This window comes from Shewanella halotolerans (assembly GCF_019457535.1).
Classification (GTDB): Bacteria; Pseudomonadota; Gammaproteobacteria; order Enterobacterales; family Shewanellaceae; genus Shewanella; species Shewanella halotolerans.
The window spans coordinates 1481055-1495088 of record NZ_CP080417.1 but is presented as its reverse complement, the minus strand read 5'-3'; the positions used below and the strand labels follow the sequence as shown (position 1 = coordinate 1495088).

The 14034-nt window shown below is 52.6% G+C and carries 14 protein-coding genes; all 14 read right to left on the bottom strand.

Features of this window, described 5'->3' with window-relative positions; genetic code table 11:
* Positions 1-12: 12 nt before the first annotated feature.
* Positions 13-639 (bottom strand): ribonuclease HII, encoded by a 627-nt coding sequence (gene rnhB, locus K0H81_RS06520; RefSeq protein ID WP_144200313.1) that lies wholly within the window; start codon positions 637-639, stop codon positions 13-15.
* On the bottom strand, positions 639-1787 hold the full coding sequence (lpxB, locus tag K0H81_RS06515) for a lipid-A-disaccharide synthase (protein WP_220060303.1): 1149 nt from the start codon (positions 1785-1787) through the stop codon (positions 639-641). The genes rnhB and lpxB overlap by 1 nt, the downstream gene beginning before the upstream one ends.
* 95 nt (positions 1788-1882) lie before the next feature.
* On the bottom strand, positions 1883-2650 hold the full coding sequence (gene lpxA, locus K0H81_RS06510) for an acyl-ACP--UDP-N-acetylglucosamine O-acyltransferase (RefSeq protein ID WP_220060302.1): 768 nt from the start codon (positions 2648-2650) through the stop codon (positions 1883-1885).
* A complete protein-coding gene (gene fabZ, locus K0H81_RS06505) occupies positions 2647-3108 on the bottom strand; it encodes a 3-hydroxyacyl-ACP dehydratase FabZ (protein WP_011866421.1) in 462 nt (153 codons plus the stop codon). Before fabZ ends, lpxA begins: the two co-directional genes overlap by 4 nt.
* Before the next feature lie 30 nt (positions 3109-3138).
* The gene (gene lpxD, locus K0H81_RS06500; protein WP_220060301.1) at positions 3139-4164 is read right to left on the bottom strand and encodes a UDP-3-O-(3-hydroxymyristoyl)glucosamine N-acyltransferase; all 1026 of its coding nucleotides are present in this window, start codon (positions 4162-4164) and stop codon (positions 3139-3141) included.
* A 6-nt stretch (positions 4165-4170) separates the two neighbouring features.
* Complete coding sequence (locus K0H81_RS06495) at positions 4171-4665, bottom strand: OmpH/Skp family outer membrane protein (protein WP_011866423.1); 495 nt, start codon at positions 4663-4665, stop codon at positions 4171-4173.
* A 69-nt stretch (positions 4666-4734) separates the two neighbouring features.
* On the bottom strand, positions 4735-7218 hold the full coding sequence (gene bamA / locus K0H81_RS06490) for an outer membrane protein assembly factor BamA (RefSeq protein ID WP_220060300.1): 2484 nt from the start codon (positions 7216-7218) through the stop codon (positions 4735-4737).
* 31 nt (positions 7219-7249) lie between these two features.
* Positions 7250-8611, bottom strand: coding sequence for a sigma E protease regulator RseP (rseP, locus tag K0H81_RS06485; RefSeq protein ID WP_220060299.1), 1362 nt, complete (start codon positions 8609-8611; stop codon positions 7250-7252).
* Positions 8612-8681: 70 nt separating this feature from the next.
* Positions 8682-9869 (bottom strand): 1-deoxy-D-xylulose-5-phosphate reductoisomerase, encoded by a 1188-nt coding sequence (gene ispC / locus K0H81_RS06480; RefSeq protein ID WP_220060298.1) that lies wholly within the window; start codon positions 9867-9869, stop codon positions 8682-8684.
* A gap of 2 nt (positions 9870-9871) precedes the next feature.
* Positions 9872-10729 (bottom strand): phosphatidate cytidylyltransferase, encoded by an 858-nt coding sequence (locus tag K0H81_RS06475; RefSeq protein WP_144200300.1) that lies wholly within the window; start codon positions 10727-10729, stop codon positions 9872-9874.
* A 20-nt stretch (positions 10730-10749) separates the two neighbouring features.
* Positions 10750-11541 (bottom strand): polyprenyl diphosphate synthase, encoded by a 792-nt coding sequence (uppS, locus tag K0H81_RS06470; RefSeq protein WP_144200298.1) that lies wholly within the window; start codon positions 11539-11541, stop codon positions 10750-10752.
* 81 nt (positions 11542-11622) lie between these two features.
* A complete protein-coding gene (frr, locus tag K0H81_RS06465; protein ID WP_011866429.1) occupies positions 11623-12180 on the bottom strand; it encodes a ribosome recycling factor in 558 nt (185 codons plus the stop codon).
* A gap of 35 nt (positions 12181-12215) precedes the next feature.
* Entirely contained in the window at positions 12216-12959 is a 744-nt protein-coding gene (gene pyrH, locus K0H81_RS06460) for a UMP kinase (protein ID WP_011866430.1), read from the bottom strand.
* 133 nt (positions 12960-13092) lie between these two features.
* Positions 13093-13941, bottom strand: a complete 849-nt coding sequence (gene tsf, locus K0H81_RS06455) for a translation elongation factor Ts (RefSeq protein WP_011866431.1) — start codon at positions 13939-13941, stop codon at positions 13093-13095.
* Positions 13942-14034: the final 93 nt, after the last annotated feature.

Genomic DNA, 14034 nt, shown 5'->3' with positions numbered 1-14034 from the left:
ACTGCAGACTGTTTAACAGGTGCCCAGGCGCTCCTTGACCGGCCTGAAACTCTTGCGGTGCTCGGCCAGCACGCCATGGGCCTCAAGCGCCTCGAAATGGGCCTTGGTGGGGTAGCCCTTATGCTTGGCGAAGCCATACTCGGGATAACGCTCATCCAAGGCTTCCATCTCTCTGTCGCGCACTACCTTGGCAACGATAGAGGCGGCGCTGATGGCCGGGATCAGGCCATCGCCCTTGATCACCGCATGCCCCTCCAGGGTCTCATCGGTAAAGTCCGGTACCCGATTGCCGTCGATCAATACTCTGTCTGGTCGGGCGCGCAGTCCGGCGACGGCGCGCTGCATCGCCAACATAGTCGCGTGCAGTATGTTGAGCTCATCTATCTCCAGCGGTGAACAGCGTCCAACGCTGACATCCAGCGCCTTGGCGAGGATCTCCTCATAGAGGGCGTCGCGCTTTTTCTCTGACAGCTTCTTAGAGTCATTTAACCCCTCAATAGGATTGTTCGGGTCCAGCACCACGGCGGCGGTCACCACATCGCCCACCAAGGGGCCACGGCCCACCTCATCGACGCCGGCGTAGAAACCGCAGCAGAGTGCCTCGACCTGTTCGGCGGTAATTTGTTTATAAATAGCCACTATTTTGTCTCCACCAGCTCAATAACCGCCTGGGCCGCGCGCGCACTGGCATCGCATCTTAGCTGTTGATGCAGATCCATAAAGGTCTCCATCAGCGGCTGATGATCGCCATCGAGCTGATTGGACACGGCGTCGACTATCTTATCCGGTGTACAGTCAGCCTGGATCAGCTCAGGGATGATCTCCCTGCCCGCCAGCAAATTAGGCAAGGAGTAATGAGATATCTGCATCATTCCCTTGGCGATACGGTAGGTGATCGGCGATACCCGGTAGGCCACCACCATGGGGCGTTTCACCAGCATGGCTTCCAGGGTCGCAGTGCCCGACGCCAACAAGATAGCGTCGGCCGCGGCCATCACGGTGCGAGACTGTCCCTCGACCAGGTGTATATCGAGATCCGGCGCATGGGTCTTGAGGGCCTGTTCAAACTGGGCCCGGCGCTTGGCATTAACCAGCGGAGTGACAAACTTAAGGTCCGGGTAGCGCTGGCGCAATTTCACCGCCGCTTGGACGAACGGCTCGGCCAGCTGCTTAAGTTCGCCGCCCCGTGAACCGGGTAAAATGGCGAGGTATTCGGCGTGGGGATCTAACCCAAGGGTCTCGCGGGCACTTAGCTTATCGCTCACCAGCGGAATATCGTCCGCGAGTGTGTGACCGACGAAGGTACAAGGCACATTATGCTTATCGTAGAAGGCCTTCTCGAAGGGCAGTAGCGACAGCACCATGTTGGTCGCCTTGGCGATCTTGAAGATCCGCTTGGGGCGCCAGGCCCACACAGAAGGGCTGACATAGTGAACCGTCTTGATCCCCTGTGCCTTAAGCTTCAGTTCCAGGCCGATGTTGAAATCGGGGGCATCGATACCGATAAAGCAATCTGGCTTTAGGGCGGTCAGCTCGTCGATCAGCGTTTTACGCACCTTAAGCAGGCGTGGCAGGCGCGATAGCACCTCGACCAGCCCCATTACGGCGAGCTCTTCGAAAGAGAACAGGGACTCAAACCCCAGGGCATCCATCTGCGGGCCGCCGATACCGACGAAGCGGGCATCCGGGTATTGCTGTTTCAAGGCCTTGATCAGGCCGGCACCGAGAATATCACCGGACAGCTCACCCGCCACCATGGCGAATACTTTTTGATTGCTCTGATTCATCTTCTGTTACTTGCTTACTGAAAATAAAAAAGCCCGTGAACACGAGCTTTTCTTCGATAACTAAACCAATTAGCTAAACCGATTAAAGAAACCGATTAACGAATAATGCCTCGGCTCGAGTTGACCACAAAGTCCATCAGCAGCTTAACCTGCTCGTCCTCGGCATCCTCACCCAAGGCGGCAACCGCTTCTTCTATGGTCAAGCCCTTGCGATACAAGGTCTTGTAGGCGCGGCGCACCGCCAGTTGGCTCTCCTTGGAGAAGCCGCGGCGCTTCATGCCTTCGCTGTTCAGTCCTCTTGGGATAGCGGGCTGACCCGACGCCATCACAAATGGCGGCACATCTTGCAAGATCAGTGAATAACCAGCGGTAAAGGCATGGGCACCGATATGCACAAACTGATGCACACCCGTCATGCCGCCTAGGATCGCCCAGTCGCCCACATGGACGTGGCCGGCGATAGAGGCGTTGTTGGCCATGATCACATTGTTCCCCACCACACAGTCGTGGGCGATATGCACATAGGCCATAAACAGGTTGTTAGAGCCGATACGGGTCTCACCGTTATCCTGCACCGTACCGCGATGTATGGTGACAGATTCGCGGATCACATTGTTGTCGCCGATGATCAGCCGGGTTGGCTCGCCAGCATACTTCTTATCCTGGCAGTCTTCCCCTACTGAGGCGAACTGAAAAATACGGTTACCCTTGCCGATAACCGTAGGCCCCTTGACCACCACATGAGAGCTCAGATGACAGTCGTCGCCGATCTCGACATCTGGGCCGATGTAGGTCCATGGGCCTATGGTAACATTGTTACCGATTTTGGCATCTGGGTGTACAAATGCTAACTTATCAATCACTTGGCAATCTCTCTGCGGGCACACATGATCTCTGCCGAACAAACTAGTTCGCCATCAACCTTAGCTTCACCTGTGAAGACGCCAATCCCGCGGCGTTCTTTAATCATCTTAACTTCGAAATGAAGTTGGTCGCCTGGCTCGACCACACGCTTGAAGCGAGCGTTATCGATACCGGCAAAATAATATAAGGCATCGTTAGATGGCTCATCGCTCATGGTTTTAAACGCTAACAGACCGGTCGCCTGGGCCATGGCCTCGAGGATCAATACACCTGGCATCACAGGAGCTACAGGGAAATGGCCCTGGAAGAATGGCTCGTTGATGGTGACATTCTTGATCGCATGCAGTGTTTCACCTGGCGTAAAGTCGAGGACTCTATCGATCAATAAAAACGGATACCTGTGAGGTAGGAACTTTAGGATCTCTTTGATATCCATCGTATTTAATTGATTTGACACTCAATAACTTCCTTAGCTGCCCTCAGGCAGTTAATCATCTGATTTAACGTTTTTTTCAAGCTGTTTGACGCGTTGGAACAGTTCATCAAGTTGTCGGAATCTGACGGTATTACGTCGCCACAACTTGTTTTCCATCGCAACGGTGGCAGAAGAGTATACACCAGGCTCGCGAATAACACTCGTCACATTGGTGCCACCCGAGATATGGGTACCGTCGGCAATCGACAGATGCCCAGCCACGGCGCTGCTGCCGCCTATGATACAGTATTTGCCTATGGTACAGCTGCCGGCAAAGGTAGAACTACCGGCCAGCGCGGTGTTTTCACCCACCACCACGTTGTGTGCAAGCTGCACCTGATTGTCGATAATAACACCATCGTGGATCTCTGTGTGATCCAGGGCGCCGCGGTCGATACTGGTGCAGGCACCGATCTCGACACGGTTACCGATACGCACCCCACCAGTTTGTGGGATCTTGATCCATTGACCACGCTCATTGGCATAACCAAAACCATCAGAGCCGATCACTGTGCCCGAGTGCACGATACAATCTGTACCCAGCTGCACGTCATGGTATAAGGTCACGTTGGCCCACAGGATGGAGTTTGAACCGACGATAACATCCTGGCCAAGCACACAGCCGGGACCTATCTGAACATTCTCACCTAAGATAACATTAGCGCCTATCACCGCATTGGCACCTATGGCGACGCCTTCACCCAACTGGGCGCTAGGGTCGATAACCGCACTGGGGTGAATGGCCTCGGCGGCCTTAGGCGTGGTGTCGAGCAGCTGAGCAACTCTTGCAAACCCCACATAGGGGTCGGCCAACACTATGGCGTTGCCACTGTAATGTTCGGCCATCTTGGGCGAGAGCAACACGGCAGAGGCTGCCGTGCCTTCTAACAGACTCTGGTATTTGGGATTCGCCAGAAAGGAGATCTCCCCCGCCTGAGCCTTCTCCAGCGTGGCGACACGGTGAATAGTCACCGTCTCGTCACCCTTGACCTCGGCATTCAGATGGGCGGCGATCTCACTTAGGGTATAACTTGTCATCAATGCTTAGCCTTTGCTCAGAGCTTCAACCACTTTGCTGCTGATGTCTGATGTCGGCTTCACGTAGATCACGGCGCCGCGCTGTAGCACTACGTCATACTTCTCTTTCTCGGCGATAGCACTGATAGCTTTTTGAACCTTAACCAATAGCTTGTTTTGCTCTTCACCGTTACGACGACGCATATCTTCGTCCAGCGCCTTACCCTTGAGCTGTAGCTCAGCCTTGAGAGACTCCATCTTGCGCAGCATCTCAGTCTTCTGCGTTTCGCTCATCAGGGCCGCGTCGCGTTGCTGCTTCTCTAGCATGCCGCGAAGCTCTTCCTGCATCTTCTGTACGCCAGCCACACGATCACCGAATTCGGTTTTCAGTGTTTTGCTGACTTCTTCGCGCTGTGGTAGCTGCTCAAATACCGCCTGCATATCGACAACGGCGATCTTTTCAGCTTGTGCCGCGATAGGTGCACCTAACAAAACCAACACCATCATTGCGCGATTAAACATCTTATTCAAAATAAACTCCTTATAATCAGCAAAACTTGCCGATGACTTTTTATTTAAATTAGTTCTACTTTAGAAAGTTTTACCAATGTTGAACGAGAAGATCTCTGTGTCATCATCTTCATATTTTTTGATTGGCCATGCAAGACTAAATACCATAGGTCCCATTGGCGACAACCATTGTACGCTCATCCCCGCCGACGCGCGGATACGCCCTGGGTCGGAATAGTCAGACAACTTGTCAAACTGCTCAGCCGGCAGGAAGCGATAGGCGTCATAGTCGAACTCGGTATCCCAAACGTTACCCGCATCGACGAAGAAGCTGGTACGCACCGAGTTAGTGTAGGCCTCATCCAGGAATGGGGTTGGCACTATCATCTCGACACTCGCCGTAGCGATGGCGTTACCACCGATAGAGCGACCACCGCTCACAGTGACACGGTTAGGATCCCCTGGCAAGGTACATGTATCCCCTGCTGGATCTGGCGAGCACGGCTCACTACCACGATACAGGTAGAATGAGCGTGGGCCCACAGAGTTAGACTTAAAGCCACGCAGCGAGCTGCTACCACCTGAGTAGTAGTTCTCCCAGAAAGGTAAGATCTGGTCGTTGTCGTTGTACTGACCATAACCGTTACCATAACCCAGACGCGCCTTAGTCAGGAGTACGAAGCTGTGGCTGCGGTTGATTGGCCAGTAGAAGCTGGTATCGAAATCTGTCTTAAAGTACTGCAGATCCGAACCCGGTACCGTCATCTTGCCGCTCAAGCGCTGCGACGAACCATCGGTTGGGAAGGTGCCGCGGTTAAGCGTACTGCGATACCAGCCGAGGGTCAGCTCAAAGTTATCGAACGACAGGTCGGCGTTAGGGTCGTTGGCATCACGATAGATGTTGTAGAAACGCAGGGCCTGCTCGTAGGCCGAGATCTCCGAGATGCTGTTGTGGCGATAGCCGATACCACCGTTGATACGGTTGTATTCGTTGATCGGGAAGCCAGAGTTTACGGCAATACCGTAAGAACTGTTCTTATAGCGTTCGAGGTTCGCTTCCTGAGCGTCAAACTCGTTCCAGTAGATGCTACCACCTAGGCTCACGCCATCTTTGGTGAAGTAAGGATCTGTGTAGTTGATGTTGACGTTCTTCGAGTACTTGTTGGTGTTAAGGTTAATCCCCGCCTGGTTACCCGTACCCAGGAAGTTGCTCTGCTGCACACCAAACTGCAGGCTCAGGCCCGACTCGGTACCATAACCCACACCCGCGTTGAACGAGCCTGATGGCTGCTCCTTCACGGTAAAATCGACGTCCACCAGATCGTCTGTGCCCGGCACCTGAACCGTCTGGGTATCGACAGTTTCGAAGTAACCCAGGCGGTTAAGACGCGCTTTCGATTGCTCGACCTGGGCCGAGTTCAGCCAGGCGCCTTCCATCTGACGCAGCTCGCGGCGCATCACCTCATCTTTAGTGACCTGGTTACCGGTAAAGTTAATGCTACGCACATAGACGCGCTTACCCGGCTTGATGTTGACGTTGAGGGCGACCTCTTTGGTCTCATCATCGATCTCAGGATAGGTCTTCACCTCAGGGTAGGCATAGCCGAAACGGCCCAAATACTTGCCATACATCTCTTCAGTAAAGGTCACGTCTGCGCCGTTATAGGTATCGCCTACCTTGATCGGCAGAATCGCCTGCATCACCTCTTCGCGGCCCATGAGGTCGCCAGTCAGGTTAACTTCTTTAACCTTATACTGCTCACCCTCATCGACGTTGATGGTGATGTAGAGACCCTTACGGTCAGGGGTCATCGCCACCTGAGTCGAGGTCACCTCGAAACGGATATAACCACGGTTATGGTAGAAGGTCTTGATGGTTTCAAGATCGGCCTGCAGCTTCTGCTTCTGGTAGCGGCGCTCGCCGAAGAGATCCCACCAGGCCACATAGTCTTTCAGCTCCAGCATGCCGATCAGTTCGGCGTCGCTAAAGACAGTGTTGCCCACCACGTTGATCTGACGAATCTCTGCCGCCAAACCTTCGGTAAACTTAAACTTCAACTCGACACGGTTACGCGGCAGGTTGATCACCTGAGCCTCCACCTTGGCGCCATACTTACCCACGCCATAGTAGAAATCCTGCAGGCTCTTCTCGATGCCGCTAAGCATGGTGCGATCAAGCGACTCACCGGCCTTGACGCCACTGCCGTCGAGACTCTCTTGTAGCTGCTCGTCTTTAATGTCCTTGTTGCCTTCGAAGGTCACAGTGCTGATGGTAGGCCTTTCTTTGACCGTCACCACCAAGACGTTGCCATCGCGGCTCACCTCGATATGCTCGAAGTTGGTCGAGGAATACAGGCTCTTGATCGCCTGCTGCAGACGCAGTTCGTCGACCCTGTCTCCCACCTTGATAGGAATATTCAACAGCGCCGCACCCAGTGCAACACGCTGCAATCCCTTAACCTGGATGTCGGTCACTTCAAAAGGCTGGAATGTATCGGCCCAACCCTTCCCTGATAAAGACGCACCGACTAATAACATCGAGGCAAAAATTTTATTCAATCTCATAGAGCACTTCTAATTATGTGTGTGTCCTTGCTCAGAGTCGGGAAAAATCATTGAAAAGGGCGATACTCATCAATATTAGCAGCAAGGCTGCCCCAAATCTGAATCCAATTTCCTGCACCTTTTCCGGTACAGGCCTGCCTGTGATCACTTCGATGAAGTAATATAACAGATGCCCGCCATCAAGCACGGGTAAAGGCAATAAATTAATGATGCCTAAATTCACGCTGATTAATGCCAGGAATCCCAAAAAGTAAACTAAACCATAGTTGGCGCTGTTTCCCGCGCCCTGAGCGATAGAGATAGGGCCGCTCAGGTTCTTCACCGATACGTCACCGGTAAAGAGCTTGCCGATCATCTTAATGCTGACCGATACAAGTTGCCATGTTTTATCGGCGGCGACCATGAGAGACTCGCCGACACCGTATTCCAGTTGCAGGCGCATCTCATCGGGCCAAGGCGCCTGGGTCGGTGCCACGCCAATCACGCCCTCGACCTTACCGCCGTCAATAGTGCGCGCCTTGGGAGTAACATTAAACTTGAGCTGCTCCCCGTCGCGTCTGATGGTCACGCTGAGCGGCTTATCGGCCGATGCCTTGATCTTGGCGACAAACTGATCCCAATCACCATAAGATGTGTTATCGACGGCGACTAAGGTGTCACCTAGGCGCAAACCCGCGGCATAGGCGGCGCCACCTTCATCGACAAAACCCAGCTTAGGCGTGACGGCTGGCCTAAAGACATTAAGGCCCAAAGAAGTAATGGGCGACTCAGTCTCAGGATTAAACTTCCACTTGCGGGTATCTAACTTATAGGTGCGCTCCTCGCCCATCACGCCCGACAAAGGCGCCAGGGTGACGTCGATGGCATCATCGCCTATGTGACCGACCAAGGCGTAGGTCACCTCTTCCCAGTTACGCACGCTGCGATCGCCAACGGCAATCACCTGCATCGGCTTCTTGACCTGAATCACCGCCGCCGGCGAACCGGACTGTGTCGATTCGATCACAGGTTTAATCGAGGGCACGCCGATAAGGTACATGATGTAGAGGGCGAAAATGGCAAACACGAAGTTGGCCATGGGGCCGGCACCGACGATGGCGATGCGCTGCCAGACAGATTTACGGTTGAAGGCCTGGGGCTTTAGCTCGTCGGCAACGGTATCGACCCGTTCGTCGAGCATCTTCACGTAGCCGCCAAGGGGGATCATGGCCACCACGTACTCGGTACCATCGGCACCAATCTTGCGCCAGATGGCCTTACCGAAACCGATAGAGAAACGCTCAACTTTCACGCCACAGCGTCTGGCCACCCAGAAGTGACCATATTCATGGGCCGTGATGAGAATTCCAAGGGCGATAATGAATGAGCCCAAGTTCCACAAAAAGTCTAGCATTCCTCTCCTTATCTCTGGTTATCTTTGCTTGCGTAAGCGACGAAAGCCTTAAAACGAGCTAGCGCGAGCCTTACAGCTTGGCGACCCGCTCCTGCGCAGCACGCCGTGCCAGACCGTCCAGCGCCAAAATATCTTCTATGGTGTCTAAGCTACGCTGCTCGACATGACTCAGGCAATACTCGTTTACCCGGGCGATATCGGTAAAACGTATCGATCCTGCCAGGAAGGCCTCGACCGACACTTCGTTGGCCGCGTTCAATACTGTAGTGGCTTCCTGTCCCTGCTCGCAGGCATCTATGGCCAACTTCAGACAGGGGAAGCGATTGAAGTCGGGTTCAAGAAAGCTTAACTGTCCGACTTTGAAAAAATCTAAAGGTTCAACGCCCGCCGAAATTCTTTGCGGATAGGCCATGCAGTGCGCGATGGGGGTACGCATGTCTGGGTTGCCCATCTGGGCCAACACGCTACCATCCTTATACTGCACCATGGAGTGGATCACACTCTGGGGATGCACTACCACCTTGAGTTGCTCTTTGGTGGCGTTAAACAGCCAACGGGCCTCGATATACTCGAGTCCCTTGTTCATCATGCTGGCGGAATCGACCGAGATCTTACGCCCCATCGACCAGTTAGGATGTTTGCAGGCCTGGTCCGGCGTCATCTGACCCAGACTATCGAGATCCGAGGTGAGAAAAGGCCCGCCCGATCCGGTCAACAAGATATGAGAGATGCCGGCACCGGCCAAGTCGCAGGCACCAATGGCTTGCTGGGCAGGCTCAGGCAGACACTGGAAGATAGCGTTGTGCTCACTGTCTACTGGCAGCACCTTGGCGTTTGAGCCCTGCATCGCATCGATAAACAGACGACCCGACATCACCAGCGACTCTTTGTTGGCCAACAGCACTCGCTTACCCGCCTTTACCGCCGCCAACGTTGCCGGCAGGCCAGCCGCACCGACGATGGCCGCCATGACGCAATCCACCTCGGGCAGAGCGACGATGGCCGCCAGCTCATCTTCGCCCGAAGAGACGGCAATCGCCATGTGCGCCGGCAAACGACGCTGCAACTCGGCCGCCGCCTGTGGGTCGACCATGTGAGCTATCGATGGGTTGTACTTGATACACAGGTCGAGCATCTTATCGACACTCTTATGGGCGACCAAGGCGAAGGCTTTGTAGGCCTCAGGATTTTGCTCGATAACGCTCAGGGTACTGGCGCCGATAGAACCTGTGGCGCCGAGAATCACCATTTTCTGCATGGTTACATCCAAAATGCGATATAAATTAGGGTAAAGATGGGCAGCGCCGCCGTCAGGCTATCGATGCGATCAAGCACCCCGCCATGACCCGGCAATATGGTGCCCGAATCTTTAATGTCGGCCACACGCTTAAACATACTTTCCGATAGATCCCCAAGGGCCGAGACCAGAGCGACAAACAGGGTCACGCCGATCACGAGCCCCAGCTCCTGCTCTGGCGAGACCATCATCACGCCCGCCACGACCACCATGGTAGTCACCAGGCCACCGAGTAGCCCCTCGACGGTTTTCGCCGGGCTCACGTTAGGCATCAGCTTGTGCTTGCCCAGGGCCTTACCGGCAAAATAGGCGCCAGAATCGGTCGCCCACACGGTCAGCATCACCAGGAACACTAAGGCGCCGCCATAGTATGGCATGCTCGCTGTGCTCAGGGCCTTTAACGCGATCAAGGCGGTAAAACAGGGCACTAAGGTCAATTGACCAAACATAGATTTCAGCATGTGGCTCTTACCCCACAGGGCAGCGCTTTTAGGGTAGCTGAGTACCAGGAGTAACGAGATGGCCCACCACATGGCGCCAATCAGTGTGATAGCCAGATAGACAGGGTGTAGCTGTCCTTTAAACCAAACCTCTTCGGTGGGCACCAGGAGGTTTAACGCCACCAGCAAGATACCTATGGTCAGGGTGAAACTCCACTGGGTCACATTACAGCGCTTGTCTATGATGCGTCCCCACTCTTTGGCGGCGATCAGAAACACAGCCACCAAAGCCCATGAAAAATACTCCACAGGGAAAAAGAAAATGGCTCCCATCACCAATGGGATCAACCATACTGCTGTTATTATTCTATGTTTTAGCAAAACTTTCCCTCTTAAATTTATTACTCAGCCTGCAAAGTCTCAATTTGAGAACCCGTCAATCCAAAACGGCGCTGCCGGGTAGCAAATACGGCTACCGCATCTTTAAAGGCCTGTTCATCAAAATCTGGCCACAACACATCAGTAAACACTAACTCTGCGTAAGCCGCTTGCCATAACACAAAGTTACTAATGCGAAAATCGCCACCGGTGCGAATCATTAAATCAACTTCCGGTTGATTTTGCATGCTTAAATGCTGACTTAGCGCCTCCTCGGTGAACTGACTGCTGGTCATTTCGCCAGATTCCACCTTTTTGGCTAAGGTTTGCGCCGCCTGCACTATGTCCCAGCGACCGCCGTAGTTGGCCGCCACATTGAGGATCAAACCATCGTTGTTGGCCGTCTTCTCCATCGCCGCGGCGATCTGCTTTTGTAAGCGGGCAGAAAAACGACTGATGTCCCCTATGATGTTGAGCCTTACCCCGTTTTTATCCAGCAGTTTTATTTCTCGTTGTAAAACGGTGAAAAACAGCTCCATCAAGAGGCTGACTTCTTTCTCGGGTCTGCGCCAGTTTTCACTGGAAAACGCAAACAGGGTTAACGAACCTATCCCCATCTCACGCGCCATACTCACCGCGCGACGAACAGTCTTTACACCGGCCTTATGGCCTACAACACGGGGCTTGCCCTGTGCCTGTGCCCAGCGCCCGTTGCCATCCATGATGATCGCCACGTGCTTGGGAATAGACTGTTTTACCAGCTCTGCGAGTGCTTCATTAGATAACTCAGAGCCAGATTGAGATTCGATTGACATCTATTACAACCCTTAAAAATAGCAAACGCCGTGTAGTATACCCCTACACGGCGTGCGAACTCTAGTAACGAAACAGGGAGATTAGACTTCCATCAACTCTGCTTCTTTTGCCGTCAAGATCTCATCGATCTGCTTGATGTGAGCGTCAGTAAATTTCTGAATCTCATCTTCAGTGCGGCGTACATCATCCTCGGTACACTCTTTCTCTTTCTCTAGCGCTTTCACGTCAGAGTTAGCGTCACGACGTACGTTACGTACGGCGATACGACCGTTTTCAGCCTCGGCGCGAACGACCTTGATCAGGTCCTTACGACGCTCTTCGGTCAGTGCTGGTAGCGGAATACGGATAGTCGTACCGGCAGACATAGGGTTTAGACCCAGATCTGAACTCATGATCGCCTTCTCAACCGCTGCAATCATAGTGGTATCAAAGACAGTGATTGCCAGAGTACGAGAATCTTCAATAGATACGTTACCTACCTGCTTAAGAGGAGTTGGCGTACCATAGTAAGGCACCTTAATCGAATCAAGCAGACTTGGGTGAGCACGACCAGTACGTACTTTAGCCATTTGATTCTTAGTCGCTTCAACACACTTCGCCATACGGCTCTTTGCATCTTCTTTGATTTCGTTAATCACGTTAAATATCCTTAAATTCGTTCGTATCGGGTTATTTATTCGGCAGTCTTACGGCTACTTCTAATAAGCGTACCTTCATGGTCGCCCATAATAACACGTCGTAGCGCACCAGGCTTGTTCATATTAAACACTAAGATAGGCATATCGTGATCTCTTGCAAGGGTAAATGCCGCAAGATCCATCACTTTCAATTCTTTTTCCAGGACTTCGCCATAACCCATCTCATCATATTTTACCGCTTCTGGGTTTTTGACTGGGTCATCTGAGTAAACACCATCTACCTTAGTGCCCTTGAGTACCACTTCGGCTTCGATCTCGATACCGCGCAGGCAGGCGGCAGAGTCTGTGGTACAGAAAGGATTACCAGTACCGGCGGCGAAGATCACCACGCGGCCAGATTTAAGCAGACTAATCGCTTCGGCCCAGTTGTAGTCGTCACAGACGCCCTTCAAGGGGATGGCCGACATCAGGCGGGCATTCACATAGGCTCTGTGCAGCGCATCGCGCATCGCCAGACCATTCATTACGGTTGCCAACATGCCCATATGGTCGCCCACCACACGGTTCATGCCGGCTTGTGCCAGGCCTTCACCACGGAATAGGTTACCGCCACCAATCACAACACCTACCTGAATACCAAGCTCAACCAGCTCTTTAATCTCTTGTGCCATGCGATCTAGCACCTTGGGATCGATGCCAAAGCCCTCTTCGCCCATCAGGGCCTCGCCACTCAGTTTGAGAAGAATACGTCGAAAAGCAGGTTTTGGATTTGTGCTCATAGTTGTTTATCCTGATAAATGCCGATGGGTAACGTGCCAATTATATAGAAAAAAAAGCGCTATGCAGCAATCTAATTGGCATAATAAAACCGCAGCGAATGCTGCGGTTTTTAGGGTATCTTACAACTGGCGATTACGCCTTAGAAGCGGCGATTTGCGCTGCTACTTCAGCGGCAAAATCTTCTTCTTTCTTCTCGATACCTTCACCAACTTCTAGACGAATGAAGTTAGTTACTGTAGCGCCTTTCTCTTTAAGGATTTCGCCAACAGTCTTCTTAGGCTCCATGATGAAAGCTTGACCAGTCAGAGAAACCTCACCGGTGAACTTCTTCATACGGCCAGCAACCATCTTCTCAGCGATCTCTTGAGGCTTGCCTTCGTTCATCGCGATTTCGATCTGAACGGCTTTCTCTTTCTCAACTACTTCAGCTGGTACGTCTGATGGGTTAACGTATTCTGGCTTAGAAGCAGCAACGTGCATAGCAACGTGCTTCAGAGTCTCTTCGTCAGCTTCACCAGTTACAACAACACCGATACGGTCGCCGTGACGGTAAGAAGCTTGGCTAGCACCATCGATGTACTCAACGCGACGAACGTTGATGTTTTCACCGATTTTAGCAACTAGCGCAACACGAGTTTCTTCGAACTGAGCTTGTAGGTCGGCAATAGATACTTTGCCAGCTGCAGCAACATCCAGAACTTCGTTAGCGAAAGCCAGGAAGTTAGAGTCTTTAGCAACGAAGTCAGTTTGACAGTTAACTTCTAGAAGTACTGAGAAACCTTCGCCTTGCTTGATCAGGATAGTACCTTCAGCAGCGATGTTACCTGCTTTCTTAGCAGCCTTTGCAGCACCGCTCTTACGCATGTTTTCAATCGCTAGCTCAATGTCACCATTGGTTTCAGTTAGCGCTTTCTTACAATCCATCATGCCAGCGCCAGTACGCTCGCGTAGTTCTTTAACTTGGGCAGCAGTAATTGCCATTGTTAAATCCTCTATAGGTAACTCTACAAATCAAATGTGAAAAAACAGGGGCCTTAGGGCCCCTGTTCACCAATTATCTATCTTGGTTAATAA